Source organism: Enterobacter sp. CPE_E1241, assembly GCF_045618265.1.
Lineage (GTDB): Bacteria > Pseudomonadota > Gammaproteobacteria > Enterobacterales > Enterobacteriaceae > Enterobacter > Enterobacter adelaidei.
Genome location: NZ_JBIWYV010000002.1, coordinates 1 through 21,956, shown reverse-complemented (window position 1 = coordinate 21,956; position 21,956 = coordinate 1). Strand labels below are relative to the sequence as shown.

The window sequence follows — 21,956 nt, the reverse complement described above, 5'->3', positions numbered from 1 at the left end:
CGTTCTGACACTGGCCTGCCTGCGGGCCAGTAAAATTATAAGGAGTAAGACCAATGCAAAAACGCAGTTATACGCAAGATGCAGCGATGCCTGCAGGTCGTAACAGTAGCGACATCGGGGTTATCATGAAGCCAGAAGGCTCCATGAAAATATGTGTGCTCAACGGTAGCCGCCAGGTAGATAAAGTGGTCGGTGGTGAATGGCAAACACAGAAGGTATTGCCGGAGGCCGGTTTGCCAAAAGGCATTTATCAGCTTTCCGAGGCGCAGCAGGCATCCAAGAACGTTTATCCGCATTCCCATGTAGGACAAGTGCTACACGTTGACGATCGCCACGTCTACCAGCTGTCTCAGAAAGGCTTAGTACAGCATAATCGAAATGCCTGGGAGAAGGAGCCGGTAGTAGGGCAAAATTACGAGGTGGCTTACTCTCGTGGAGTAGGGAAGGTAAAGAGCGAACTGACCCAGGATGAAGCGCAGAAGTTAAATAACAGTCAGTCTAAATCGCGCTCGCTTTAACATTAAAATTAAAGGCATCGAAAGATGCCTTTTAAGGACAGGAAATGAAAAAAATATATACCGCAGCGTTTTTATTAATTTTTACCCCTTTAACTTATGCTACCGGTATCCCATGTGCCAGCTGTGCAACGGTTGAGAATGCGATAAAAGGAAATACTGATGAAACACCAATAATGGTGACGCTGGATACTCCGATTGACAAAAATGATATTACGCCAAAAGAAATAAATTTAATCTCACAGGACACTAAATGTCTTTACTCTGGCGTGCTTACGCAGACTCTTTCAGATAATAAAGACAGTCGTATTATTGACGTGAATAAAAAGGTTTGCGGCTCCAATACTGAAAAAGTGTCTTACTCCGTTTTACGTATTAGTGCCAGCGAACAATACAGCAAAGGTACACCGCTAAAACTGTATCATGCCGCCGTAATGACTCCCGCAGGCCCGTTATTCAGCGCCGATGTAATGAGCGAAATGATTAAAGATATTGCAGATGCTGCAGACCAGGCTAAGGCAAAAGGACTGACTAAGTGAGTCATTCAGATAAAAGGTCCGAGTTTTTGTATATGTTCCGGCGCTGCAGAGCGATAGATACAGTTGAACGCCTTTATGAACATAAACGGGACACTGTACCCGAAGAACATATGGTGGATTTTTTGGGGGCATACGACCACAGAAAAGCGGAAGTAATTCATGGGAAAATATGGGATAAAGTACCTGCGTCAGCGTGGAAAAATGTTAAATAAGGCCGGGATACCGGCCTTTAATTTAGTTGTCGCCGTACTCACGTTTGATTTTTAATGTTAATTCGCTAAATAATTTCTGAGTAGGAAGGTAGCCGCATTCGTCCTTAATTAGATACTCCGTGGCGTACATCCAGCGCATCATTGCATTAAGGGCTTCATTAAAAGTATTGACGTCATCTTCTGTTTCTAAATAGGTTAATTTACAACAAGTCCATGCCGCTGAGTTTTCGATCAGCGTGCTCTCATTTTCGGTGTTTTTGTAAGCACCGAAAATTTCAAAACCTTTACCGCTGAATTTTGGCGGTAAATCATCGGACATTAGAAATGGATAGCCAGAGTTTCTACCCATATATGCGTTAATCACGTCGGATACAACAACAGTTGACAGCGCAAAGGGTGCGTGTTCGATGATGTAGGCTCTTAACATCGAGTAAAGATGTTCTGGTTTAAGCAAACCTGCATAGGGCTTTTCATTTTTCATTTGACTCATCCTTATAGTTCATGACATTCAGAAACCAATTAAACGGCATTCGTAGCTTACCATCTCACTCAGGTAGCGTGGGATCTGTTCTACCAGATGGGTATTGGTAGCCGCCAGACCTTCTATCTCGTCAATGGTGACTTTTGGTAGTTCGTTCAGAAATTCACGAAGGGATAACAAAGCAAGGCGCTTGCTGTTCTCTGAGTCGATTTTCCTATACGATATACGGGACATTTGAAATTCCTTGCACGGATTTTTGGTGTCGGATAGGGAGGTGGCAGCCTCCCTATCACCCCTTGAGTAGGACATTATGTCCTGTATCTATAATAGGACATTTTGTCCTATTTGCAAGTAATTTTCAAACCGTCTAAGGATTGGGAGTACGCCGTGCTATATATGTTGATCTGCAGTGTTCTGATGCTGGCACTGGTAAAAATCATGTGGCAGTCGATGATCGCGGCGGCTTCTGGAGAACGCCAGTTAATCAAAAATAATGCCAAACTTGTATTTACCTGCTTTCCAGCTATTTGCTTTATTATCTCACCGTTTATTTTGTCTTTCATTTCTGGTGAAGGTATTTATACAGTTAAAACACTTTCACAACTTTCAGTTGCGTCACAATGGCTGGGGTTTATTTCATCTTTAGTAATGGTTATAGTATTTTCATTTTATTCTGAACGTGGAAAAAAATTCTGGAATACTGGTTGTGCCGTGCTTTCATTAATTCTCGCATTTATATTTTTTGACAGTGCAATGTTCAATACCGGTGAGAATGGTTCCGCTAATTCGATATTTATTCAGTCCATTTCCCCGGATGTCAAGTGTGAACGTGGAATGGTCATTTTTAAATACAAAAAAGGCGATGAATCTGAATGGCGCTGTCCTACATCAATTGCAATGATGCAGGAATCAGGAAAGATGTTTATTCCATGGCCTGATTATGAAGATGGCAAAAGTAAAGATTTGACTAAAGGCATTGATAAGCTGCAGGATGAATTTAAAGATAAATAGAAGGAAGAGAATTAATGGAAATTTTCTGGAAGCCGCTGGGTATGGGGGCAGTGGCTGTATTTATCGGGATTGTTTTGCTCTGGCTTATTCCTGAATATAAAAAGACGCCCAGGAAGGCGGCTGTAGCTGTAATTAATATCGGAGTATCTCTCATGCTCGCGGTGGCAGTAGGAATGATTGCAGTGATGATGATGACGCCAGCAGGAACCTGAGAAAACTCTTTAGCGGCTAAAATCGTAGCCGCTGATTTTACGAAATTTTCTTTTTCTTGGCGTAAATCGCATAGTAAATGACAGTAATCACAGCCCAGCAAATAATAAAAGGGTAGCTCTTGATTAATCCGGGGCCGATAAATGATTTTCCCCCTATGAAAGGTAAAGCCAGATCAAGAACTATAGTGGTTATCCCCGCCCAACCCACAGCTTTCATCACTTTGTTCATTAAAGCATCCTCCGTAAAGTTCAAAATCGTCATCGAAGACATGGCTTTCTGCCTCAACCTTATCAGAGGCCATAATGTACTGTAATCCCTGAGATAACGATACAGGTAGCTCCGGGCCAAACTGATAAAAATCTGGATATGTACGACCAAGCCAGTAACCACCACCATAAGATTTCAGGCGCTGGAAGAATACCCATTGACCAGGGATAAGATGATCCAGCACTTCACCTCTGTAAACTATCTGATAATTCGAGTCTTTTACGCCCATGAGACACCTAATCATGACACTGTTTATATATACAGTATCATGATCGTTTTGGTTTATCTACTCACTGCTCAAGTGTGTGCTGCATTGGTATAAGCGTTAAGAATAGCGCGACTCTGTTCGCCTTTCTCTGCGCACATTTTTATAAGAGGCTCAAGCTCTTTTTCAGGCTGGGTATCTTTACTTACATTAGCTACATCTGTACATAATGATGAAGCCACTGCAGCCTGAAATGCCTTTATAAAAACGTGATCTACATTTTCGTTTGAAGCAAAAGAAGCCAAAGGGAAAATATAAAAAATAAGAGCAAATATTTTCATGTTTAACCCTCACCGTAAAGTAAACGTATTTGTTTGATAACGTTAGCCGCATCACCATTAACAAGTTTATGAAATTCTACAGCCATATCCTTTAGCTCGCTATCTTTCAGCAGCAGCTGCAGTCTCCCTAAGAAAAGTGACCATGGTTTTTCGCTATCCATACGGCGGCCAAGGCGGGTATGCGTACCGGCGTGGCATTTAGATTCTTCACCATTATGTACTGCGTTCATGAGCCTCACCAGTGCAATGAAAGTATCCCAATCATGGCGGGTATCAAATTGCGCGGTTTCACAGGTAAACGCCAGAACAGGAGGGCGGTTATCCTCCGGTGTATCGAAGGAATTACTGTCATTTCCCCGGACAATAATCGTAAAGGTCTTGTTCCCAACCGTAAACGAATAATCGACGGATTGGATGCCTACCGGCGCGTGTTCGGTTGCAAACGTCCTTCTGGATTCTTCATCACGAATATAGAAGCGATGTGCAAAGCCGAACAGATCCTGATAATAGTTAAGACTGCTTTCTATTAGGGTATTATCGATGCGGTCACGTATTGCAAAGTAATCAGGGCCAGCCAAATGTTTGCTATCCAGTTGCTTCCTGGCCGCATCTGTCAAAAAAGCTATTTCAGCGGGAGTCAGATCAGCAGGTTCATTTGTATTCCAGGGATCGCAAATTTTGTGATGAAGCCTCGAAAGTGTTTTGACCGGTTCAGCTACAAGCCGTGTAAGTTCGCTCTGTGTTCCATCATTAGCAATGTTGTTTAGTGAGTTCTCTATCAGGTTAACCAGGAAAGCGTTAACTGACAGGTTACTTGCTTTAGCATAGGTTTTGATACGCTCGACTTGATCTCTCGACGTTCGCAATGAAATCTGTGTTAGATCCATCATTTCACTCCTATTGAATGATTTAACATTCAACGATGCTACCACATTCAAAAGTGATGTCATTTCATTTTTATCACATTAATGGCTTTTTTAAGTTGCCTTGATTGCCCTAGCCAGTTTATGTCATTTTCAGAAGACGACTGCACCAATTGACGGGGCGTAACGCCAGATGTGCAGGCGACTCCTGACAACGCAATATCAGAAGTCATCTGCACCAATCTCGACTATGCTCAATACTCGTGTGCACCAAAGCGAGGTGTGAGCATGGCGTCAGACACATCATTGATTGCCGAGCAAGGCGTGGCCACCCTGCCCGATGCGGCTTGGGCGCAGGCCCGGCAACGGGCGGAAATCATCGGGCCGCTGGCAGCGCTTGATGTGGTCGGGCATGAAGCCGCCGATGCCGCTGCTCACGCGCTTGGCCTGTCCAGGCGGCAGGTGTATGTCCTAATCCGCCGTGCCCGGCAAGGTGCTGGGCTTGTGACGGACCTGGCTCGCAGCCGATCCGGCGGCGGAAAAGGCAAGGGACGCTTGCCGGAATCAGTTGAGCGCATCATCCGCGAGTTGCTGCAAAAGCGCTTCCTGACCAAGCAGAAGCGTAGCCTGGCAGCGTTCCACCGCGAGGTCGCGCAGGCTTGCAAAGCGCAAAAGCTGCGGGCGCCGGCGCGCAACACCGTGGCTCTGCGGATCGCCGGCCTCGATCCGCTCAAGGCCACTCGCCGCCGGGAAGGTCAGGATGCGTCCCGCAGCCTGCAAGGTGTCGGTGGTGAGCCTCCCGCCGTGACCGCGCCACTGGAACAAGTGCAGATTGATCACACGGTCATCGACCTGATCGTGGTGGACGAGCGCGACCGGCAACCGATTGGCCGTCCGTATCTGACCATCGCCATCGACGTGTTTACCCGCTGCGTGCTCGGCATGGTCGTCACGCTGGAAGCGCCGTCATCTGTTTCGGTCGGCCTGTGCCTTGTGCATGTCGCCTGCGACAAGCGTCCCTGGCTGGAGGGTCTGAACATAGAAATGGAGTGGCCGATGAGCGGCAAGCCCAGGCTGCTCTACCTGGACAACGCGGCCGAGTTCAAGAGCGAAGCGCTACGCCGAGGCTGCGAGCAGCATGGCATCCGGCTTGACTATCGCCCGCTCGGGCAGCCGCACTACGGCGGCATCGTGGAACGGATCATCGGCACGGCGATGCAGATGATCCACGACGAATTGCCAGGGACGACCTTCTCCAACCCTGACCAGCGCGGCGACTACGATTCCGAAAACAAGGCCGCCCTGACGCTGCGTGAGCTGGAGCGCTGGCTCACATTGGCGGTCGGCACCTACCACGGCTCCGTGCACAACGGCCTGCTCCAGCCGCCGGCAGCGCGCTGGGCCGAAGCTATCGCGCGGACCGGCGTGCCAACCGTCATCACTCGCACCACGGCTTTTCTGGTCGATTTTCTGCCCATCATCCGCCGCACGCTGACCCGCACCGGCTTCGTCATCGACCACATCCATTACTACGCCGATGCGCTCAAGCCGTGGATAGCTCGGCGCGACCGCTTGCCTGCGTTCCTGATCCGGCGCGACCCGCGCGACATCAGCCGCATTTGGGTGCTGGAGCCGGAGGGGCAGCACTATCTGGAAATTCCATACCGCACCTTGTCGCACCCGGCTGTCACCCTCTGGGAACAACGACAGGCGCTGGCGAAATTGCGGCAGCAAGGGCGCGAACAGGTGGATGAGTCGGCGCTGTTTCGCATGATCGGCCAGATGCGCGAAATCGTGTCCACCGCGCAGAAAGCTACGCGCAAGGCGCGGCGCGACGCGGATCGACGCCAGCATCTCAAGGCAACGGCAGTTCTTTTCAAAACCACGCCACCACCGGACGCGGACATGGCTGACCCGCAGGCAGACAACCAGCCACCTGCCAAACCGTTCGACCAGATTGAGGAGTGGTAGCCGTGGAAGAATATCCCATCATCGACTTGTCCCACCTGATGCCGGTGGCCCAGGGCTTGGCCCGTCTTCCGGCGGACGAACGCATCCATCGCCTTCGCGCTGACCGCTGGATCGGCTATCCGCGAGCAGTCGAGGCGCTGAATCGGCTGGAAGCCCTGTATGCGTGGCCGAACAAACAACGCATGCCCAACCTGCTGTTGGTCGGTCCAACCAACAACGGCAAGTCGATGATCGTCGAGAAATTCCGCCGCACCCACCCGGCCAGCTCCGACGCCGACCAGGAGCACATTCCGGTACTGGTCGTGCAGATGCCATCCGAACCGTCGGTAATCCGCTTCTACGTCGCGCTACTTGCCGCGATGGGCGCGCCATTGCGCCCGCGCCCACGGCTGCCGGAAATGGAGCAATTGGCGCTGGCACTGCTACGCAAGGTCGGCGTGCGCATGCTGGTGATCGACGAATTGCACAACGTCCTGGCCGGCAACAGCGTCAACCGCCGGGAATTCCTCAACCTGCTGCGTTTCCTCGGCAACGAGCTGCGCATCCCGCTGGTCGGGGTCGGCACACGCGATGCCTACTTGGCGATCCGCTCGGACGACCAGTTGGAAAACCGCTTCGAGCCGATGATGCTGCCGGTGTGGGAGGCCAACGACGATTGCTGCTCACTGCTGGCCAGCTTCGCGGCTTCGCTCCCGCTGCGGCGACCCTCGTCGATTGCCACGCTGGATATGGCCCGCTACCTGCTCACGCGCAGCGAGGGCACCATCGGCGAGCTGGCGCACCTGTTGATGGCGGCGGCCGTCGCTGCCGTGGAGAGCGGTGAGGAAGCGATCAACCATCGCACGCTCAGCATGGCCGATTACACCGGTCCCAGCGAGCGGCGGCGGCAATTCGAGCGGGAACTGATGTGAAGCCAGCGCCACACTGGCCACTGCATCCGGCTCCCAGGGAAGGCGAAGCCTTGTCTTCGTGGCTCAACCGCGTGGCCCTTTGCTATCACATGGAGGTGTCCGAGCTGCTGGAGCACGATCTTGGTCACGGCCAGGTTGATGACCTGGACACCGCGCCACCACTGGCGCTGCTGGCGATGCTCTCCCAGCGGAGCGGCATCGAGCCGGACCGGCTGCGTTGCATGAGTTTCGCCGGCTGGGTGCCTTGGCTACTGGACAGCCTTGATGATCAGATTCCAGATGCATTGGAAACCTATGCGTTCCAGCTCTCGGTGCTGCTGCCGAAACTCCGCCGTAGGACGCGATCCATCACGAGCTGGCGTGCCTGGCTGCCCAGCCAGCCGATACATCGCGCCTGCCCGCTCTGTCTGAACGATCCGGAGAACCAAGCCGTACTGCTCGCGTGGAAGCTGCCCCTGATGCTGAGCTGCCCACTGCATGGCTGCTGGCTGGAATCCTATTGGGGCGTGCCAGGGCGGTTTCTCGGCTGGGAGAACGCCGACGCCGAACCGCGCACTGCCAGCGACGCGATTGCGGCGATGGACCAGCGTACCTGGCAGGCACTGACGACCGGCCACGTGGAGTTGCCGCGCCGACGCATCCACGCCGGATTGTGGTTTAGGCTGCTACGCACGCTGCTCGATGAGCTGAACACCCCGCTTTCGACGTGCGGCACCTACGCGGGGTATCTCCGCCAAATCTGGGAATGCTGCGGGCATCCGCTGCGTGCTGGGCAAAGTCTGTGGCGACCGTATGAAACCCTGAACCCGGCAGTACGGTTGCAGATGCTGGAGGCGGCGGCAACGGCAATCAGCTTGATTGAGGTGAGGGATATAAGCCCGCCAGGCGAGCACGCAAAGCTATTCTGGTCCGAGCCCCAAACCGGGTTCACCAGTGGCCTGCCGGCGAAAGCGCCGAAGCCCGAACCCGTCGATCACTGGCAGCGTGCAATCCAGGCCATTGATGAGGCCATCATTGAAGCACGACACAACCCCGAGACGGCACGCTCGCTGTTCGCGTTGGCTTCCTATGGTCGGCGCGACCCCGCTTCCTTGGAACAGTTGCGCGCCACCTTCGCGAAGGAAGGCATCCCCCCGGAATTTCTGTCACATTATGAGCCTAGCCTACCCTTTGCATGCCTTAGACAGAATGACGGGTTAAGTGACAAATTTTGACGTGCAGAGCTTCCCGATGCAAACTGTCACATAATCGAACGTATATGTGACAGGTACAAGATGCTGATTGGCTACATGCGAGTATCGAAGGCGGATGGCTCCCAGGCGACGGACTTGCAGCGCGATGCGCTGGTCGCGGCCGGTGTTGATCCGGCGCATCTCTATGAAGACCAAGCGTCCGGAAAACGCGAGGATCGTCCCGGTCTGGCGAGCTGTCTGAAGGCACTACGGCCAGGCGACACGTTGGTCGTTTGGAAACTGGATCGGCTCGGGCGCGACCTGCGCCATCTGATCAATACCGTCCATGACCTGACCGGACGCGGCATCGGCCTCAAGGTGCTGACCGGGCACGGCGCGGCCATTGACACCACGACCGCCGCCGGCAAGCTGGTCTTCGGTATCTTCGCCGCGCTGGCCGAGTTCGAGCGCGAGTTGATCGCCGAGCGCACCGTGGCGGGCCTGGCCTCAGCACGGGCACGCGGCCGGAAAGGCGGCCGGCCGTTCAAGATGACCGCCGCCAAGCTGCGGCTGGCGATGGCGGCAATGGGGCAGTCAGAGACCAAGGTCGGCGACCTGTGCCAGGAACTTGGCATCACGCGGCAGACCCTGTATCGGCATATTTCACCCAAGGGCGAGCTACGTCCAGATGGCGAGAAGCTACTCAGCCGAATTTGATGCCGACATGAGGCGACGTAGCGAAAGCGTGGTTTGTCTCAATTTGACGGCGGCGAACCGCAAGCGTTCGGTTCGCCGCTCGTTTCGGTCGCAGTGCTGGCCCGCGCCTGGAAACGTTGATAACACTCCAGCCCGCAGAAGTGCTCGACGTACTCCGCGCCTTCCGGTGTGAAGGCGGCATCGAGCGGAATTTCCTTGCAGCACACGCAGCAACTGGTGGCGGTCGGATCATTTGCATTCATGGTGGCACCCCTCCATTGACTGACGAAGACGGCGAATGCCGCCGCCGGCATCGGCTTTGCGAACAGAAAGCCTTGCCCGCGCTCGAACGCTTGGGCCCTCCGCCGTAGTCCATCCATCCGGCCGGGAAGCGCTCATGATCTTTCCCTGAATGCCCGCAACGCCCGCGCCAGTGACAGAAGAAACAGGCCGGTCAAACCGAGCGCCGTGATGACCCAATACTCGACAAGGAATGCACCGGCGGTTGTGCCGGCCAGCACGGCAGCGAGGATGGACAGGTGGCAGGGGCAAGTCAGCACGGCCAGCGTGCCCCACAGGTAGCCGGTGAACGGTTTGTGCGTCTCGGCCGGCATGCGCTCGGGGCTGTTCATGGCAAACTCTCCGCATGCTGTGCCGGCGCGGTCGGCATGGCGGCCAACTGCACTTCCAGATTGGCCAACGCTTCGCGCCGGCGTTCGACGAACTGACGCAGCACAGCAAGCTGCGCGGCAGTTTCATCGCAGTTCGCCGCATCCAGCGCCCGGCACAGCCGCGCCAATGCGCCGAGGCCGATGCCCGCCTCGAAGGCGGCCCACACGAAGCACAGTCGCTGCAAGGCGGCGTCATCGAACAGGCCGTAGCCACCCGTGGTGCAGGCGACTGGCCGCAGCAATCCGCGCAGCAGGTAGTCGCGCACGATATGCACGCTCACCCCGGCATCAAGGGCCAGCCGGGACACCGTGTAGGCGTTCATCGAACACCTCCTTTTGGTCGGTTCACGGCAATGCATATACCGTTTCGCCGAGTTCAATCCGCGCGCTGCGAATCCGATGCCGGTGCCGTAGAACATTGGGTCGATATCCGATCACGGTGTCCTAGATGACATGGTCTGCAACAGATGTCGATTAAACTCCTGGCCCAAGCCGAAAGCCTCGTGGACACTGACGATCGCCAATCCTTCCAATCCTTGATGCTTGGAGGCCCAGTCTTCCGCCGTCGGGACAGATGCAAAGAAATGTACATGGCAACAGAAGGACTGACGAACGTCGGCTGCTTCCTGCGGCAATACCAAGGACACCGCCATGCCGGCAGGTTCGACAGCCTGTATCTCGCTGGGTGAAACCGTGAGTGAAACGGGTGCTCCGGTTGCAGCGCAATGCGATGAGACGCGAGCTGTACGGCCGATCAGCGCCGGAAATATCAAGGTGTCCAGCGCGCACCAGGCATACAGACGGCGGTCGTCAATTTCAAAGACATACGAAGTCTCGCGCAAGGTGAGGCCGTAGCCGATGATGTTCCCATCTTTGTCATATTCGGTACTGGTGGCCTGTTCGAGTACGGCGGCCACTCGCTCAGCGGGCCAGTCGAGAATCCCGGCAAGTGTCGTTCGTGAAACCGGACGCCCCTTGGCGAGTTCCCGCAGTAGCGGGACCAAGAGATCCGCAGTACCATTGGTACGATTGACCGAAGTGAGACGTTCTAAAATATATGGGGCGAGCTTCATGGTTCCATCTCCTTTCATCCTGCGCAGCAGGACAATTGTTTGACATCCTTGGTGAAGGTCTGCGCCGCGAGCTTCAGCCCCTCGACCATCGTCAGGTAGGGGAACAACTGGTCAGCCAGCTCCTGTACGGTCATGCGGTTACGGATCGCGAGCACCGCCGTCTGGATCAGCTCGCCCGCTTCCGGGGCCACTGCCTGTACCCCAATGAGTCGTCCGCTACCTTCCTCGGCTTGTCCTTTCGAATTTGAATTGGATAGCGTAACCTTACTTCCGTACTCATGTACGGAGTCAAGCGGTATGGAAAATAATTTGGAGAACCTGACCATTGGCGTTTTTGCCAAGGCAGCCGGCGTCAACGTGGAGACCATCCGGTTCTATCAGCGCAAGGGCTTGTTGCCCGAGCCGGACAAGCCCTATGGCAGCATTCGCCGCTATGGCGCGGCGGACGTGACACGGGTGCGATTCGTGAAATCGGCCCAGCGGTTGGGCTTCAGCCTGGATGAAATCGCCGAGTTGCTGCGGCTCGACGATGGCACCCACTGCGAGGAGGCCAGCAGCCTGGCCGAGCACAAGCTCCAAGACGTGCGCGAGAAGATGGCCGATTTGGCGCGCATGGAGGCTGTGCTGTCTGACCTGGTGTGCGCCTGCCATTCGCGGCAGGGGAATGTTTCGTGTCCGCTGATTGCGTCGTTGCAAGGTGGAACGAGCTTGGCAGGGGCTTCCACAGCTTAGCGTGCTTTATTTAATGAGATGGTCACTCCCTCCTTCCCAGTACTATGCTGAGGACAGGCTTTCATTCGGAGAACCATCATGGAAAACATTGCGCTTATTGGTATCGATCTGGGTAAGAACTCTTTCCATATTCATTGTCAGGATCATCGTGGGAAGGCCGTTTACCGTAAAAAATTCACCCGACCAAAGCTAATCGAATTTCTGGCGACATGCCCAGCAACAACCATCGCGATGGAAGCCTGTGGCGGTTCTCACTTTATGGCACGCAAGCTGGCAGAGTTAGGGCATTTTCCAAAGCTGATATCACCGCAATTTGTCCGCCCATTCGTTAAAAGCAACAAAAATGACTTCGTTGATGCTGAAGCTATCTGTGAAGCAGCATCACGTCCATCTATGCGTTTCGTGCAGCCCAGAACCGAATCTCAGCAGGCAATGCGAGCTCTGCATCGTGTCCGTGAATCCCTGGTTCAGGATAAGGTGAAAACAACTAATCAGATGCATGCTTTTCTGCTGGAATTTGGTATCAGCGTTCCGCGAGGTGCTGCCGTTATTAGTCGACTGAGTACCCTTCTTGAGGACAGTAGTTTGCCTCTTTATCTCAGCCAGTTACTGCTGAAATTACAACAGCATTATCACTATCTTGTTGAGCAGATTAAAGATCTGGAATCTCAGTTGAAACGAAAGTTGGACGAAGATGAGGTTGGACAGCGCTTGCTGAGTATTCCCTGCGTTGGAACGCTGACTGCCAGTACTATTTCAACTGAGATTGGCGACGGGAAGCAGTACGCCAGCAGCCGTGACTTTGCGGCGGCAACAGGGCTGGTACCCCGACAGTACAGCACGGGAGGTCGGACGACATTGTTAGGGATTAGCAAGCGGGGCAACAAAAAGATCCGAACTTTGTTGGTTCAGTGTGCCAGGGTATTCATACAAAAACTGGAACACCAGTCTGGCAAGTTGGCCGACTGGGTCAGGGAGTTGTTGTGTCGGAAAAGCAACTTTGTCGTCACCTGTGCTCTGGCAAACAAGCTGGCCAGAATAGCCTGGGCACTGACGGCGCGACAGCAAACTTACGAAGCATAAAGGCAGAAATACACCAGTTTAAACAATCATTCATCTGGTTTTGCGAATACTGATATTGATGATACAAACGGCCCACCGGCCTGTTGAGGAACCTGTAAAACGGAAAGGCTCGCTGAAGCCGTATATTTTCTGGAGGTTCATCAGGCGCGGAACTCATCGAGGCGCGGGAATAAAATCCCATTCAGACGCCGGATAGATTCAAGCAAGCCAACTTATCGTCAAAATCGGTGTTGCAAAAACGGGAGTGACCATAGATTCCGTTTTCTGAGACGACCACAGATCAGAAAAGACTGTGCAGCCGACTCTTGATATTCCGTGCAGTCACCTTCTGAAAATGACAGTTTAAACTGTATATGCAGTAAAAAAGCCATACACTTAACGAGTGGGCTTTTAGGGTATACCATAACTGACCTGCTAGGATTCAGTTCTTGAGCAAAGCATAAGGGAAAAAATGTCACACAATCCTTACATTGTTCAGTTCCCGGATGGTTCCCGACTATATGGCGTGAGCAACGGCAGTGGCGTCCTTCTGCGACCCTTGTTTCGCTCACCGGAAGAGGCTATGAGTTTTCCAAGAGAAGCTCTTTACAATGCAACGGAGCCGTCTGAGGCGTCTCAGACAGACGTTAAAGTCATCATCGAACCAGGAGAGGCTTGGGAGAGTGAAAATCGAGCCTCATTGAAATTAATGTGGCTTACTGGCCCTCAGACCAGTAACGAGCGATTGGCGGAAGAGTCAAATAGTGATCATGGACTCTATGGCGGTATTCAATGGGAGTGATCATAGAACCTTTCTGCGCGGCAAGGGGAGAAGATTAGTGGAAAACAGGAAACCTAAAGCCAGATACATTGTTGGTATCCCTCATGGCCGGGTTCTGTACGAGGGCAATTTGCGCTTTGCAGCCTGGTGGTCCTGGTTGTTCAACTGTCGCCAGGCTGTAGCATTTGACCGGCGTTCGTGGGTTATCAATCCCAGCTATTGGATCGCTGGCGATATACCCAATGAAAATTACTTCAATATGGAAGGCCATCGCTGTGCAAAAAATTAATTGGACACAGGAAGAGGATGCAATCTTGGGAACCGACTCGCTGGCAAAAGTATCCGTTCGGCTCAATCGTCCAACAAGCCAGATTCAAAAGCGAATGAAAGAGCTTGGCATTGCTCATTTTGCTCAACGCGGTACACCTCGTAGTTCTGTAAGGTTACAAGCTGAAGAGGCCCAAAAGGAACGAAATAAAATCAGATTCATTCAGCGAATGCGTAAAGGTGCGGTTATTGCGGAAGGGGTAGCAAATGGTTATACCTATACCGCTTTAGCAAAAGAGTTAGGGATCAGTCCCACAGCGGCTAGGAATCAGTTTTTTGTGTTTCTTAGAGTAGCAATGCTTCCTTCGATGCTAGGCGAGGAAATACCACGGGATTTCAAAAATATTCCATCTCATGTTCTAAAAAAAGCTGTGTGCTGCGTAGAGAATTATTGTCTTAACCTTGAAAAGGAAGAGGTGGAATAAATATATGGCATACAGCAAATATCTGAATGATCCCCTCGACGAACATTATCTGTTAGAACCGGGGGAATATGTAGAAGAAGGGGCTATTCCAGATGAAGAGCTGGAAGTTAGAAAACAATTGGCTGCATTAAAATTGTGTGAAGAGCGTCTGCGTAAATGTGGTTTCTTTTGGCGTTTATTTAATTCGGAAGAATATAAAGGCTATCTTCATATAGCTAAAACAGTTAATGACAATCTAATGCAACTTGTGAACAGGACACCCCAGCATAAGGCTGCCATCAGGCGTATTGTGAATTCGATGCCTGAAAGCAATGGCGGGCGTGAAGCCTTACAAGACTTTCTTAAATAAAACTGTGGGGAGAGATTTATGAAAATCAACGAAGTAAATTGGATGGTTGAATGGTTCGCAGATCTATTACGGGAACATGCTTCTATCGAAATTGATAGCGCCAAAAAGGAGGATTTACGAAGCATCATCGCAGGTCTGCCAAAAGGGGCAAGTTTGGGTGATCTGATAAATGCAATTAAAGATTATGAGACTGAGCAAAATGCGATAGACCGTATAGGGTTCGTCATGGAAATTATAGTAAACCAGCCTATAGAGATAGAAAACAAAAGGAAGGTTTTATTTGAAAGTGAGGATGAAATCTAAAATACTTTTTTAAATAAAATTGAGGGGGTAAGTAAAATGGAAAAAACAGATCCAGTTTTTCAATTAATAGATAACTACTGCCGGAGTTATAACAAGGCAAACAAAAAGGAAATTTATTTTCACTGTTATTACATACCATTATTTTTCGCGGCTGCTGCTGTTATGTATTGGAACATTGGTATAAATGGCTTTTGGTGCTTAATGGTTGCTGGTTGGGGTTTGTTGCTTACAGCCGCCATGATTATGAACAGGAGAATGTCTTTAGCCAAGCTAAGGATGGAGTATTCCTATTTTAAAAATGATGGACATGTAATGGGTGTGATTAGTGATGACTTTCTATCACTTCTGGCCGATTCTGGAAGCATTGATAATTACGCCAAAAGAAGGCTTGCAGAAAAGCAGCAAGAAGAATGTGGTGTGCTCAGATGGAGTGATTTGTTTGAGGTTAGAGAAGAAGTCCTGAAATTGAAAGAACGCGATAAGCGTTTAATAGGTAAGGGAGCTGAAAAATTACAGCGGTATAATCAACAAGATAAATGAAAATTTTAGCCGCTAAAATCACAAGGGAGGGAGATGACATGAGTATAAAAAACAGATGTTTGGTTGTTTTAATGATGACGTTCTCATTGGTCAATGTCGCTTATGCGAAAAATGAACAGCCTTATAGGGTGGTTAACATGAATGATATTGCCGATGACGGAAATCAAAATGTTAAATTTATTAATAAAAAGGGTGACTGTTACTATTTCGGACAGGCATTATTAGTTTCCGTCAAAAATGCAAAAGTATTAGGTGTGGAAATACCTGATGCACCGAAAAGCAAAGCATGGGATTTTATTATCAAAAGCAGAGTCTGTCAGGGTGGCGACCGTGATAAAACTCCATACTCAGTCAATCAAACATTATATTTAACCCCTGATACAAAGACAATTCAGAGAAATATGTATTCTGCATTAATCCCTGCAGGTACTGAGTTTCTTGTTTTTTCATCTGAGGAAGAAAGAAACAAATATTTCGGCAAGTAACTGGATTATTGAATGTTGGGGGGGATATGAAAATAGCGCGAGTGTATTTGCGGGTTAGTACAGACGAACAGGATTTGACCCGGCAAAATGAGATCATTGAAAATGCCAGGAAAACTGGGTTCTATGTTGCCGGTGTCTATAAAGAAAAGGCGTCCGGTGCAAGAGCTGATCGCCCGGAACTGCAGCGAATGATAAATGATCTGCAGCCAGACGAAGTAGTTATTGCAGAACATATAGATCGTATCAGTCGTTTACCGCTCGATAGTGCGCTGGCGTTAATAAACTCTATAAAAGAGCGGGGCGCGAAACTCGCCATTCCCGGAATTGTGGATCTTACCGAACTGGCTAACGCTCAATCCGGTGTTGCGAAGGTAGTTCTGGAATCTGTTCAGGATATGTTACTCAAAGTTGCCCTGCAGCTGGCAAGGGATGATTATGAAAACCGTCGCAAACGCCAGAAAGAGGGTATTGAACTGGCTAAACGGCAAGGCCGGTATCAGGGGCGAACTGCAGATCTACGGCTTCATAAACGCATCATTGAGTATCGTTCAAGGAAGACAAGTATTGCGGAAACAGCGAAACTTTGTGAATGTAGCGTCAGCCTTGTAAAATCTGTATGGGCTAAATTTAAAAAAGAAGGAATAAATCACAATGCGAAATAAGGTTAATTTATTATTCATCGCGGTTATAGCTATACCGTTTTATTCCTTTTCATCAACTACAACAATCACGAACTTACACACCATGCAGTTGCAACAACAAATCTCAAGAAATGCAGCAGTAAACTCTGGAGTTACTACCAATCATAGTAAGTCTGTAAGAGGTAGCGGTGGTGGTATACCAGTGTATGACGCTGCAGCTGTTGAAGCAGCAAAGCACCAATTGTACGAGCAGTGGTTAAAAGAAAATGATAAAAAAATGGGCTATGAGAAATGGGAAAATATGATTATGGAGGGAGATAACAATGGGAAATAACAATACTCAAGTAACTAAGCGGAGAGTGGCTATCAGCTTCTTCTTGTTCATGATTATTTTTTTAATGTTTTTAACAACTCTTCCTGGGTTTTATAATATTGAATATCTTTCTACTCCTATGATTGTAGGGAAATTTACAATAGGTTTTCTATGCTTATTATTAGTCGCTTATAACGGGGCTAGTTTTATTTATAAACTCTTAAGTTACTTTGAGTGTTTGAAAAATAAGGGAAGTGATTAATGAGAAAATTAATTTTATGTAATATCTTGATATTACCTACTTTATTCTCATGTGTCGAAGCAGCGCCAGCGATTACGGTAACACGAATACTGGATGGTGATACCCTTGAGGTCAAAGATGAAGGCGAGTTGATAAGAATTCGGCTTGTAGATATTGATGCCCCGGAGAAAAGCCAGCCGTTCGGCCAGAGAGCCAAACAGAAATTGTCTGAGCTGGTAAAAGATGCTGATGACGTAGCTGTATCTTCAACCGGTAAAGATCGTTATGGACGTACCTTAGCGAAGGTCTATGTAAAAAAATGCCAGCCAGCATGTCTGGCTTATTACGTAAATGCTGAAATGGTAAAAAGTGGCCTGGCTTGGGCCTATCGCTACCATGGAAAGGCAACCAGCCCGACTATGGAAGAACTGGAGAGCAGGGCGAAGCAGGCCAAAACAGGGCTTTGGTCATTACCAGATGCTGTTGAACCATGGCGTTACCGGTATGAACATAAAACTCAGTAATTTGTCATATAATTTGAATAAGTTTACTCTAGTTGTGAGTTGTTTATATTGTTGAAAATACTGTGTTTTTTAAAATGCCGGCATCGATGGCCAGCTGCTGCAGCTGCAACGACCGGTGAACATCTACTTCAAAAAATATGGACACACGAATTATGAGCAAAAGCGTAGGCATTCGAACGGAGTTACTTGCGCAAATGGCCGGAGTAAGTGAGGCTGAACTGGTTCATGCGCTAAAGACAACCGGGGAAATCTTGGGTATAAAAATCCCTTCCCCCCTTCCCCAAAAATATAACGCCAGAACGAGAAATTTTGATTTTCTTGAAGGTAAAGCATTTGCAGATAAAGTAGCCGCTGTCCGAGCTGCAACCACGCGAAAGAAATGAAATCAAAAGCGGTTTTACGCCAGCAAGAAATAGAGGTGTCAATTTAGAGAGGCTATCTGGACAGGTAAAGGGATATAAAAAATCAATTGGAGCAGAAACCTTGATTTGGAGATAATTGTTTTGTCGGAAACGGCATCCCTTCTTTAGAAAGGTCTTATCGATGAGCACCGAACTTATCCAGAACCTCCCTCAGATCATCCTCGCTCTTGCCACCCTTATAACGGCTGTCGCCAGACTCGTGAAAGAGATTAAGAAGAAATAAATTTAGCCCCTTTCCAGGGGCTTTTTTAATGTTATCGATGTACTGTCCCCAGCTGGCCGTGTGCGTGTCATACCGGCCCGGAGTTTGCCCGCTGCGCATGTACTGTCCCGGCTGGCCGTGTGCGTGTCATACCGGCCCGGAGTTCGCCCGCTGCGCATGTACTGTCCCTGCTGCAGGTGCTACCATGGAGTTAACAGCATCTTGATCAGTTAAGTTAAAAATGGAAGCGAAAACACTTATCAGAACGGGCGTTGTAGTTGCGCTAATCGGGATTGCGGGCGTATTACTTGAAAAAATCGTCTGGCAGACAGCAGACACATATCCGGCGTTTCTGGCTGGTCACAGAGCTGTCAACACTCTTCAAAGCGTGGACAGTTTTTCTGCGGGTGATGCCCGGACAGTATGCGGGCTTAATGATACCGATGACGTTTATGACAATGCAGATGTGGCGTTTAAGAAGAACGGGACTTTTGTAAGGTGTATGAATCATCCTGTTAGTCGTGTGTATAAAGTCATCTATCCGACACCAGGTAAATCTTAACTTATTTATTAAAGGGCGAGGAATGGTCCCTCCCCGCCCTTAGTTACGTTTCCGTATTCATTAATCAATGAATTGTCGGATCAGTTCCAGGATAGCAATCAGCGCGTTTACAAGCGCCGCTGCCGCCCTCAGAACGATGATTAACAGGTTAATCATCCGTTTCTCCTTAAAGGAGTAGGAACGCTGCTGATCGCCCTTACGTTGCCTGTCACAGCAGTTCCACTGTCTAATGTAGGATGTTCCTTTTAGGCCAGAGCACCAGAACAGCACCACCTGTTTTCCGGCCAGGACTTTGAGTCTGTTCACCGCCTGCACGGTTAGGCCGAAAAGGAGCAACTACAACAACATAGACGGGCACATCATACACGCTTAGGCATCAATTTGCATTTGTGGCTCATTAGACGTAAGATTTTAACGTCTAATGTAGGATGTTCCATTTAGGCCAGAGCGCCAAAACAAAAAGCCCGATCTCACCAGTCGGGCTTTTTTGTATCTGCTATCAGCATCACCAATGCCGGTGTTAAAATGGCTCGCCCGGACAGGGCCGGGTTCCCATCATCCAGGGGTGGATTTGTTAATCCCCAGCTGTCCGGGCGTTCTCATGTGAAAAACAAATAGCCCTTTGTAGTCAGGTAAAGCTGTAAAGCCAGAATCAGATAAAGGTGTGTGGGATAGAAGACGTAAAAAAACCATTTTAGCCGGGGGAGATTAAAACGGATATTCCCGATAATGGAAATTAACGGTATTGCCAGTAGTGCATAAAAATTATGGTTAATAACAGTTAGTAATACGCAGCTGACAAATGCAAGGAGAATAAACACTCCCCTTCCCTTCTTATAATATAGCCAGATACATACACCCATAGCCACCGCAGGCCACCAAAATTCAACTATCGCGCCATATCCAGCAAAAACTAACAAAGCAAAGAGAAGATGCCTACGCTCGCCTAATTCAATGAGGTAACAGATAATGGTAACGGCCTGTAAGGTAAAAAGGATATTAAGCGGCCACCAACCATCAATTACACCCCCCAACATTATGTATGCAGGTGTAGCCAGAAGGCCAAATATCATCAGTCGCTGACAGACTTTTGAATATACTCTATAGGTGTATGAATCTGGCCTTGCAAGGTTATACGCCAGAACAAAGCAAAAAAGAGGCATCACAACACGTCCGGCATTATAAAGAATGGGGATTGTGTCATTTAATAAATATTTATTAATATGGTCGCCAATCATTAAGATTAAAGCGACCCACTTAATGAGTTCTACATTTTTGAAAGGCATGTTTTAGCCGCTAAAATCAACGTAGCTTGATATTTCCATATACTGCAGCCAGTGCATCCGCTGCAGCCTTGTTATAACGACCTGGTAGTTGCTGTGCGGGCTGCTGGTAGTCAGCCTTTGCGACGCTTTTAACCGGTATTTGTTTTACAGACGCGGCAAAACCAATAAGTTGATCCGGCGTAGATGGTGTTGCTGCTGTCCCGTCATTTTTTGGCGGTTCTGTAGCGTGTGTGTCGCTTTGTGCAAGGTCAGTAACCTGCGCAATGCTTTTCCCCGCCCTTTCTTCTGGCGTAACCCCTGCAGCCGCCAGTTGCGGCTGTGGAGTTGTTCCGGCAGGCTTTGTCGCATCAAACGTATTAAAGCGTGCTTCAATCCATGTCTGCCATTTAGCTGCTTTTCTTATCAGGTCAGCACGATAGACCTCGTTAAATTGAGGCGTTTTTGAATGATAATTTGCAGCTTTTGTCCAGATGTCGCCTTTATCATTTTTGATATGGCCGCGTATACGCCACGCAGCCAAATCATATGAATAACAGCCTGGCTGTGCTACGTCCTCCGCTGTAATGCCGTATTTTTCCAGATCCTTTAAATAAACCGTATTAAACTGCATACGGCCCACATCATATGTGCCATTTGAGTTACGATTTTTATTCTCAAGCCCGGTGCTACCACCCTCTTTTTCAGCTACGGCTAACATGATATTAGCCGGAACCTGATATTTTATCGCTGCAGTAATTGAGCAAACTACACGTTCAACCTGAGCCGGTGGCATATCTAAATACGGCATATTATTCTCCTTTGATCACAGCCCGCGCAGGCGGCCAAACTTGTTATTAATTTTTTCAACCACATCACTTCCAGCGGATGAGCACTTATCCAGCTGTTTTTTACGCTTGCGCGAAGTATGATCCGGCAGGAAAGAGCCGTGTTTTTTCTCGATGATATTGAAATAGTCACCAACCGGCCCTGAACACCCGCTTGCGACATTTCCGGTTGTCATCACACCATACAGGCATAACACCTGTTCGCATGGATCTGCGGCTTTAGCCGGGGCTGTCATAGCAACAGAACTTGCAGCTAAAACCAGAACGGAAAGAATTGCTTTCATAACGAACCCCTTAGAAGTTTTGTTTGTTTTTGAACTGTTCATATTCATCACTGCCTTGTGGAGCCTGTGACTCTCCAGAACCATTGCCTGTATCTGGCTGGCTTCCACTCAGACCGTCACCACTAAACTGATTTGTGCTGGCGTTATCGTTACTGGCGAAAGCACCCTGCATAGCCGTGTCATCTGAAACCATCGGACCAGACTGACGCGCAGCTGTTTGCGCACGGATTTGAGAAGCAAGCTGACCACCTGCAGTCTGTGCAATAGTGTCTTTTGCCGCGCTGATTTTTGAGTCATGCTTGGCCGCATTGCGTGCGGCCATGCCGTCAGCCAGACTACTCGCCATGTGAGAAGCCATGCGGCCAGCTCGTGAGAAAGATGAAGCAAACCCCTGACTTCCTCCGCTGGCGCTACCTGAACTGCTTCCTGCAGACGAACCACCGGAACCGCCAGATGGTTGGCCTCCAGAAGTATCTACGGAACCGGTATCTTCCCCGCCGCCAAATCCTCCA

General features: G+C 49.7%; 35 protein-coding genes and 2 pseudogenes. 22 read left to right on the top strand and 15 right to left on the bottom strand.

What is annotated here, in order from left to right; all coding sequences use genetic code 11:
- Positions 1–53: 53 nt before the first annotated feature.
- Genes ACJ9Y9_RS24165 through ACJ9Y9_RS24155 form a run of 3 tightly spaced genes read left to right on the top strand, consistent with a single transcriptional unit; the run spans position 54 to position 1,266 of the window.
- Positions 54–518 (top strand): KfrB domain-containing protein, encoded by a 465-nt coding sequence (locus tag ACJ9Y9_RS24165; protein ID WP_004196171.1) that lies wholly within the window; start codon positions 54–56, stop codon positions 516–518.
- 44 nt (positions 519–562) lie between these two features.
- Positions 563–1,054, top strand: coding sequence for a hypothetical protein (locus ACJ9Y9_RS24160; protein ID WP_004196223.1), 492 nt, complete (start codon positions 563–565; stop codon positions 1,052–1,054).
- 32 nt (positions 1,055–1,086) lie between these two features.
- Positions 1,087–1,266 carry an Hha/YmoA family nucleoid-associated regulatory protein gene (locus ACJ9Y9_RS24155; RefSeq protein ID WP_057521282.1) on the top strand — a complete coding sequence of 60 codons (180 nt, stop codon included), beginning with the start codon at positions 1,087–1,089 and terminating at the stop codon, positions 1,264–1,266.
- A gap of 22 nt (positions 1,267–1,288) precedes the next feature.
- Here the strand turns inward: ACJ9Y9_RS24155 and ACJ9Y9_RS24150 are convergent, their stop codons facing one another.
- Positions 1,289–1,747, bottom strand: coding sequence for a hypothetical protein (locus ACJ9Y9_RS24150; protein ID WP_004196228.1), 459 nt, complete (start codon positions 1,745–1,747; stop codon positions 1,289–1,291).
- Positions 1,748–1,774: 27 nt separating this feature from the next.
- Positions 1,775–1,981: a hypothetical protein gene (locus ACJ9Y9_RS24145; protein WP_003019785.1), complete on the bottom strand. Its 207-nt coding sequence runs from the start codon at positions 1,979–1,981 to the stop codon at positions 1,775–1,777.
- 183 nt (positions 1,982–2,164) lie between these two features.
- Here ACJ9Y9_RS24145 and ACJ9Y9_RS24140 point away from each other — a divergent pair, with 183 nt between their 5' ends.
- Both ACJ9Y9_RS24140 and ACJ9Y9_RS24135 read left to right on the top strand, forming a co-directional pair.
- The gene (locus tag ACJ9Y9_RS24140) at positions 2,165–2,758 is read left to right on the top strand and encodes a hypothetical protein (RefSeq protein WP_039696301.1); all 594 of its coding nucleotides are present in this window, start codon (positions 2,165–2,167) and stop codon (positions 2,756–2,758) included.
- A gap of 14 nt (positions 2,759–2,772) precedes the next feature.
- On the top strand, positions 2,773–2,970 hold the full coding sequence (locus ACJ9Y9_RS24135) for a hypothetical protein (protein WP_094334529.1): 198 nt from the start codon (positions 2,773–2,775) through the stop codon (positions 2,968–2,970).
- A gap of 173 nt (positions 2,971–3,143) precedes the next feature.
- Here ACJ9Y9_RS24135 and ACJ9Y9_RS24130 read toward each other — a convergent pair whose 3' ends face one another.
- The 3 genes from ACJ9Y9_RS24130 to ACJ9Y9_RS24120 form a co-directional block, all read right to left on the bottom strand.
- Positions 3,144–3,467: a hypothetical protein gene (locus ACJ9Y9_RS24130; RefSeq protein WP_004196161.1), complete on the bottom strand. Its 324-nt coding sequence runs from the start codon at positions 3,465–3,467 to the stop codon at positions 3,144–3,146.
- Between the two features lie 68 nt (positions 3,468–3,535).
- A complete protein-coding gene (locus ACJ9Y9_RS24125; protein WP_004196251.1) occupies positions 3,536–3,784 on the bottom strand; it encodes a hypothetical protein in 249 nt (82 codons plus the stop codon).
- Positions 3,785–3,786: 2 nt separating this feature from the next.
- Complete coding sequence (locus ACJ9Y9_RS24120) at positions 3,787–4,674, bottom strand: hypothetical protein (RefSeq protein ID WP_223271236.1); 888 nt, start codon at positions 4,672–4,674, stop codon at positions 3,787–3,789.
- Between the two features lie 261 nt (positions 4,675–4,935).
- On the opposite strand from ACJ9Y9_RS24120, the gene ACJ9Y9_RS24115 reads away from it, so the two are divergent.
- From ACJ9Y9_RS24115 to ACJ9Y9_RS24100, 4 genes are read left to right on the top strand one after another with little or no spacing between them, the layout of a single operon-like run.
- Complete coding sequence (locus tag ACJ9Y9_RS24115) at positions 4,936–6,618, top strand: Mu transposase C-terminal domain-containing protein (protein ID WP_010791757.1); 1,683 nt, start codon at positions 4,936–4,938, stop codon at positions 6,616–6,618.
- Positions 6,619–6,620: 2 nt separating this feature from the next.
- Positions 6,621–7,529: a TniB family NTP-binding protein gene (locus ACJ9Y9_RS24110; RefSeq protein ID WP_000393453.1), complete on the top strand. Its 909-nt coding sequence runs from the start codon at positions 6,621–6,623 to the stop codon at positions 7,527–7,529.
- Positions 7,526–8,743 (top strand): TniQ family protein, encoded by a 1,218-nt coding sequence (locus ACJ9Y9_RS24105; protein ID WP_011405615.1) that lies wholly within the window; start codon positions 7,526–7,528, stop codon positions 8,741–8,743. The genes ACJ9Y9_RS24110 and ACJ9Y9_RS24105 overlap by 4 nt, the downstream gene beginning before the upstream one ends.
- Positions 8,744–8,803: 60 nt before the next feature.
- Entirely contained in the window at positions 8,804–9,418 is a 615-nt protein-coding gene (locus tag ACJ9Y9_RS24100; RefSeq protein WP_010981357.1) for a recombinase family protein, read from the top strand.
- A gap of 38 nt (positions 9,419–9,456) precedes the next feature.
- Here ACJ9Y9_RS24100 and ACJ9Y9_RS24095 read toward each other — a convergent pair whose 3' ends face one another.
- The 5 genes and pseudogenes from ACJ9Y9_RS24095 to ACJ9Y9_RS24075 form a co-directional block, all read right to left on the bottom strand.
- Complete coding sequence (locus tag ACJ9Y9_RS24095; protein ID WP_010981356.1) at positions 9,457–9,777, bottom strand: DUF3330 domain-containing protein; 321 nt, start codon at positions 9,775–9,777, stop codon at positions 9,457–9,459.
- 15 nt (positions 9,778–9,792) lie between these two features.
- Positions 9,793–10,029, bottom strand: coding sequence for a broad-spectrum mercury transporter MerE (gene merE / locus ACJ9Y9_RS24090; protein WP_005413392.1), 237 nt, complete (start codon positions 10,027–10,029; stop codon positions 9,793–9,795).
- The gene (gene merD / locus ACJ9Y9_RS24085; RefSeq protein ID WP_031942307.1) at positions 10,026–10,391 is read right to left on the bottom strand and encodes a mercury resistance co-regulator MerD; all 366 of its coding nucleotides are present in this window, start codon (positions 10,389–10,391) and stop codon (positions 10,026–10,028) included. Before merD ends, merE begins: the two co-directional genes overlap by 4 nt.
- Positions 10,392–10,502: 111 nt before the next feature.
- Entirely contained in the window at positions 10,503–11,141 is a 639-nt protein-coding gene (gene merB / locus ACJ9Y9_RS24080; RefSeq protein ID WP_000761850.1) for an organomercurial lyase MerB, read from the bottom strand.
- 14 nt (positions 11,142–11,155) lie between these two features.
- Positions 11,156–11,368, bottom strand: a pseudogene (locus ACJ9Y9_RS24075) (mercuric reductase); the annotation flags it as partial.
- A 70-nt stretch (positions 11,369–11,438) separates the two neighbouring features.
- On the opposite strand from ACJ9Y9_RS24075, the gene ACJ9Y9_RS24070 reads away from it, so the two are divergent.
- The 13 genes from ACJ9Y9_RS24070 to ACJ9Y9_RS24010 all read left to right on the top strand — a co-directional run bounded on the left by ACJ9Y9_RS24070 (position 11,439) and on the right by ACJ9Y9_RS24010 (position 19,050).
- Positions 11,439–11,873 carry a mercury resistance transcriptional regulator MerR gene (locus tag ACJ9Y9_RS24070; protein ID WP_010981353.1) on the top strand — a complete coding sequence of 145 codons (435 nt, stop codon included), beginning with the start codon at positions 11,439–11,441 and terminating at the stop codon, positions 11,871–11,873.
- A 78-nt stretch (positions 11,874–11,951) separates the two neighbouring features.
- Positions 11,952–12,956 (top strand): IS110-like element IS5075 family transposase, encoded by a 1,005-nt coding sequence (locus ACJ9Y9_RS24065; protein WP_000427614.1) that lies wholly within the window; start codon positions 11,952–11,954, stop codon positions 12,954–12,956.
- A gap of 1,002 nt (positions 12,957–13,958) precedes the next feature.
- Positions 13,959–14,468, top strand: a complete 510-nt coding sequence (locus tag ACJ9Y9_RS24060; RefSeq protein WP_154808169.1) for a hypothetical protein — start codon at positions 13,959–13,961, stop codon at positions 14,466–14,468.
- A 4-nt stretch (positions 14,469–14,472) separates the two neighbouring features.
- Entirely contained in the window at positions 14,473–14,817 is a 345-nt protein-coding gene (locus ACJ9Y9_RS24055) for a hypothetical protein (protein ID WP_094334533.1), read from the top strand.
- Between the two features lie 18 nt (positions 14,818–14,835).
- A complete protein-coding gene (locus ACJ9Y9_RS24050) occupies positions 14,836–15,120 on the top strand; it encodes a hypothetical protein (protein WP_094334534.1) in 285 nt (94 codons plus the stop codon).
- A gap of 36 nt (positions 15,121–15,156) precedes the next feature.
- Positions 15,157–15,660, top strand: a complete 504-nt coding sequence (locus ACJ9Y9_RS24045) for a hypothetical protein (RefSeq protein ID WP_039696282.1) — start codon at positions 15,157–15,159, stop codon at positions 15,658–15,660.
- A 38-nt stretch (positions 15,661–15,698) separates the two neighbouring features.
- Positions 15,699–16,145 (top strand): hypothetical protein, encoded by a 447-nt coding sequence (locus ACJ9Y9_RS24040; RefSeq protein ID WP_004196219.1) that lies wholly within the window; start codon positions 15,699–15,701, stop codon positions 16,143–16,145.
- A 26-nt stretch (positions 16,146–16,171) separates the two neighbouring features.
- Positions 16,172–16,807, top strand: coding sequence for a recombinase family protein (locus ACJ9Y9_RS24035; protein WP_004196201.1), 636 nt, complete (start codon positions 16,172–16,174; stop codon positions 16,805–16,807).
- The gene (locus ACJ9Y9_RS24030; RefSeq protein ID WP_086070957.1) at positions 16,797–17,120 is read left to right on the top strand and encodes a hypothetical protein; all 324 of its coding nucleotides are present in this window, start codon (positions 16,797–16,799) and stop codon (positions 17,118–17,120) included. The genes ACJ9Y9_RS24035 and ACJ9Y9_RS24030 overlap by 11 nt, the downstream gene beginning before the upstream one ends.
- The gene (locus tag ACJ9Y9_RS24025; protein WP_215424271.1) at positions 17,110–17,361 is read left to right on the top strand and encodes a hypothetical protein; all 252 of its coding nucleotides are present in this window, start codon (positions 17,110–17,112) and stop codon (positions 17,359–17,361) included. Before ACJ9Y9_RS24030 ends, ACJ9Y9_RS24025 begins: the two co-directional genes overlap by 11 nt.
- Positions 17,361–17,864 (top strand): thermonuclease family protein, encoded by a 504-nt coding sequence (locus ACJ9Y9_RS24020; protein WP_094334535.1) that lies wholly within the window; start codon positions 17,361–17,363, stop codon positions 17,862–17,864. The genes ACJ9Y9_RS24025 and ACJ9Y9_RS24020 overlap by 1 nt, the downstream gene beginning before the upstream one ends.
- A 152-nt stretch (positions 17,865–18,016) precedes the next feature.
- Entirely contained in the window at positions 18,017–18,247 is a 231-nt protein-coding gene (locus ACJ9Y9_RS24015; protein ID WP_039696288.1) for a hypothetical protein, read from the top strand.
- 482 nt (positions 18,248–18,729) lie between these two features.
- Positions 18,730–19,050 carry a hypothetical protein gene (locus ACJ9Y9_RS24010; RefSeq protein WP_003019617.1) on the top strand — a complete coding sequence of 107 codons (321 nt, stop codon included), beginning with the start codon at positions 18,730–18,732 and terminating at the stop codon, positions 19,048–19,050.
- Between the two features lie 60 nt (positions 19,051–19,110).
- On the opposite strand, the gene dqlB is transcribed toward ACJ9Y9_RS24010, so the two are convergent.
- The 5 genes and pseudogenes from dqlB to ACJ9Y9_RS23985 all read right to left on the bottom strand — a co-directional run.
- Positions 19,111–19,206 (bottom strand): DinQ-like type I toxin DqlB, encoded by a 96-nt coding sequence (gene dqlB, locus ACJ9Y9_RS24005; RefSeq protein ID WP_003019619.1) that lies wholly within the window; start codon positions 19,204–19,206, stop codon positions 19,111–19,113.
- 443 nt (positions 19,207–19,649) lie between these two features.
- A complete protein-coding gene (locus ACJ9Y9_RS24000; RefSeq protein ID WP_074422775.1) occupies positions 19,650–20,336 on the bottom strand; it encodes a TraX family protein in 687 nt (228 codons plus the stop codon).
- A 16-nt stretch (positions 20,337–20,352) separates the two neighbouring features.
- Entirely contained in the window at positions 20,353–21,123 is a 771-nt protein-coding gene (locus ACJ9Y9_RS23995; RefSeq protein ID WP_003019622.1) for a conjugal transfer protein TrbN, read from the bottom strand.
- 15 nt (positions 21,124–21,138) lie between these two features.
- On the bottom strand, positions 21,139–21,444 hold the full coding sequence (locus ACJ9Y9_RS23990) for a lipoprotein (RefSeq protein WP_032310194.1): 306 nt from the start codon (positions 21,442–21,444) through the stop codon (positions 21,139–21,141).
- Positions 21,445–21,454: 10 nt separating this feature from the next.
- Positions 21,455–21,956, bottom strand: a pseudogene (locus tag ACJ9Y9_RS23985) (P-type conjugative transfer protein TrbL); the annotation flags it as partial.

Coding starts and splice junctions, on each gene's coding strand:
- merE (WP_005413392.1), bottom strand. CDS start 10,029: ATGAACAGCCCCGAGCGCATGCCGGCCGAGACGCACAAACCGTTCACC.
- ACJ9Y9_RS24165 (WP_004196171.1), top strand. CDS start 54: ATGCAAAAACGCAGTTATACGCAAGATGCAGCGATGCCTGCAGGTCGT.
- ACJ9Y9_RS24065 (WP_000427614.1), top strand. CDS start 11,952: ATGGAAAACATTGCGCTTATTGGTATCGATCTGGGTAAGAACTCTTTC.
- ACJ9Y9_RS24095 (WP_010981356.1), bottom strand. CDS start 9,777: ATGGATGGACTACGGCGGAGGGCCCAAGCGTTCGAGCGCGGGCAAGGC.
- ACJ9Y9_RS24140 (WP_039696301.1), top strand. CDS start 2,165: ATGCTGGCACTGGTAAAAATCATGTGGCAGTCGATGATCGCGGCGGCT.
- ACJ9Y9_RS24145 (WP_003019785.1), bottom strand. CDS start 1,981: ATGTCCCGTATATCGTATAGGAAAATCGACTCAGAGAACAGCAAGCGC.
- ACJ9Y9_RS24055 (WP_094334533.1), top strand. CDS start 14,473: ATGGCATACAGCAAATATCTGAATGATCCCCTCGACGAACATTATCTG.
- ACJ9Y9_RS24150 (WP_004196228.1), bottom strand. CDS start 1,747: ATGAAAAATGAAAAGCCCTATGCAGGTTTGCTTAAACCAGAACATCTT.
- merD (WP_031942307.1), bottom strand. CDS start 10,391: ATGAACGCCTACACGGTGTCCCGGCTGGCCCTTGATGCCGGGGTGAGC.
- ACJ9Y9_RS24160 (WP_004196223.1), top strand. CDS start 563: ATGAAAAAAATATATACCGCAGCGTTTTTATTAATTTTTACCCCTTTA.
- ACJ9Y9_RS24060 (WP_154808169.1), top strand. CDS start 13,959: ATGAAAATTACTTCAATATGGAAGGCCATCGCTGTGCAAAAAATTAAT.
- ACJ9Y9_RS24020 (WP_094334535.1), top strand. CDS start 17,361: ATGAGAAAATTAATTTTATGTAATATCTTGATATTACCTACTTTATTC.
- ACJ9Y9_RS24035 (WP_004196201.1), top strand. CDS start 16,172: ATGAAAATAGCGCGAGTGTATTTGCGGGTTAGTACAGACGAACAGGAT.
- ACJ9Y9_RS24120 (WP_223271236.1), bottom strand. CDS start 4,674: ATGATGGATCTAACACAGATTTCATTGCGAACGTCGAGAGATCAAGTC.
- ACJ9Y9_RS24030 (WP_086070957.1), top strand. CDS start 16,797: ATGCGAAATAAGGTTAATTTATTATTCATCGCGGTTATAGCTATACCG.
- ACJ9Y9_RS24010 (WP_003019617.1), top strand. CDS start 18,730: ATGGAAGCGAAAACACTTATCAGAACGGGCGTTGTAGTTGCGCTAATC.
- ACJ9Y9_RS24070 (WP_010981353.1), top strand. CDS start 11,439: ATGGAAAATAATTTGGAGAACCTGACCATTGGCGTTTTTGCCAAGGCA.
- ACJ9Y9_RS24100 (WP_010981357.1), top strand. CDS start 8,804: ATGCTGATTGGCTACATGCGAGTATCGAAGGCGGATGGCTCCCAGGCG.
- ACJ9Y9_RS24115 (WP_010791757.1), top strand. CDS start 4,936: ATGGCGTCAGACACATCATTGATTGCCGAGCAAGGCGTGGCCACCCTG.
- dqlB (WP_003019619.1), bottom strand. CDS start 19,206: ATGATTAACCTGTTAATCATCGTTCTGAGGGCGGCAGCGGCGCTTGTA.
- ACJ9Y9_RS24040 (WP_004196219.1), top strand. CDS start 15,699: ATGAGTATAAAAAACAGATGTTTGGTTGTTTTAATGATGACGTTCTCA.
- ACJ9Y9_RS24000 (WP_074422775.1), bottom strand. CDS start 20,336: ATGCCTTTCAAAAATGTAGAACTCATTAAGTGGGTCGCTTTAATCTTA.
- ACJ9Y9_RS24125 (WP_004196251.1), bottom strand. CDS start 3,784: ATGAAAATATTTGCTCTTATTTTTTATATTTTCCCTTTGGCTTCTTTT.
- ACJ9Y9_RS23990 (WP_032310194.1), bottom strand. CDS start 21,444: ATGAAAGCAATTCTTTCCGTTCTGGTTTTAGCTGCAAGTTCTGTTGCT.
- ACJ9Y9_RS24155 (WP_057521282.1), top strand. CDS start 1,087: ATGTTCCGGCGCTGCAGAGCGATAGATACAGTTGAACGCCTTTATGAA.
- merB (WP_000761850.1), bottom strand. CDS start 11,141: ATGAAGCTCGCCCCATATATTTTAGAACGTCTCACTTCGGTCAATCGT.
- ACJ9Y9_RS24045 (WP_039696282.1), top strand. CDS start 15,157: ATGGAAAAAACAGATCCAGTTTTTCAATTAATAGATAACTACTGCCGG.
- ACJ9Y9_RS24025 (WP_215424271.1), top strand. CDS start 17,110: ATGGGAAATAACAATACTCAAGTAACTAAGCGGAGAGTGGCTATCAGC.
- ACJ9Y9_RS24130 (WP_004196161.1), bottom strand. CDS start 3,467: ATGGGCGTAAAAGACTCGAATTATCAGATAGTTTACAGAGGTGAAGTG.
- ACJ9Y9_RS24050 (WP_094334534.1), top strand. CDS start 14,836: ATGAAAATCAACGAAGTAAATTGGATGGTTGAATGGTTCGCAGATCTA.
- ACJ9Y9_RS24015 (WP_039696288.1), top strand. CDS start 18,017: ATGAGCAAAAGCGTAGGCATTCGAACGGAGTTACTTGCGCAAATGGCC.
- ACJ9Y9_RS23995 (WP_003019622.1), bottom strand. CDS start 21,123: ATGCCGTATTTAGATATGCCACCGGCTCAGGTTGAACGTGTAGTTTGC.
- ACJ9Y9_RS24135 (WP_094334529.1), top strand. CDS start 2,773: ATGGAAATTTTCTGGAAGCCGCTGGGTATGGGGGCAGTGGCTGTATTT.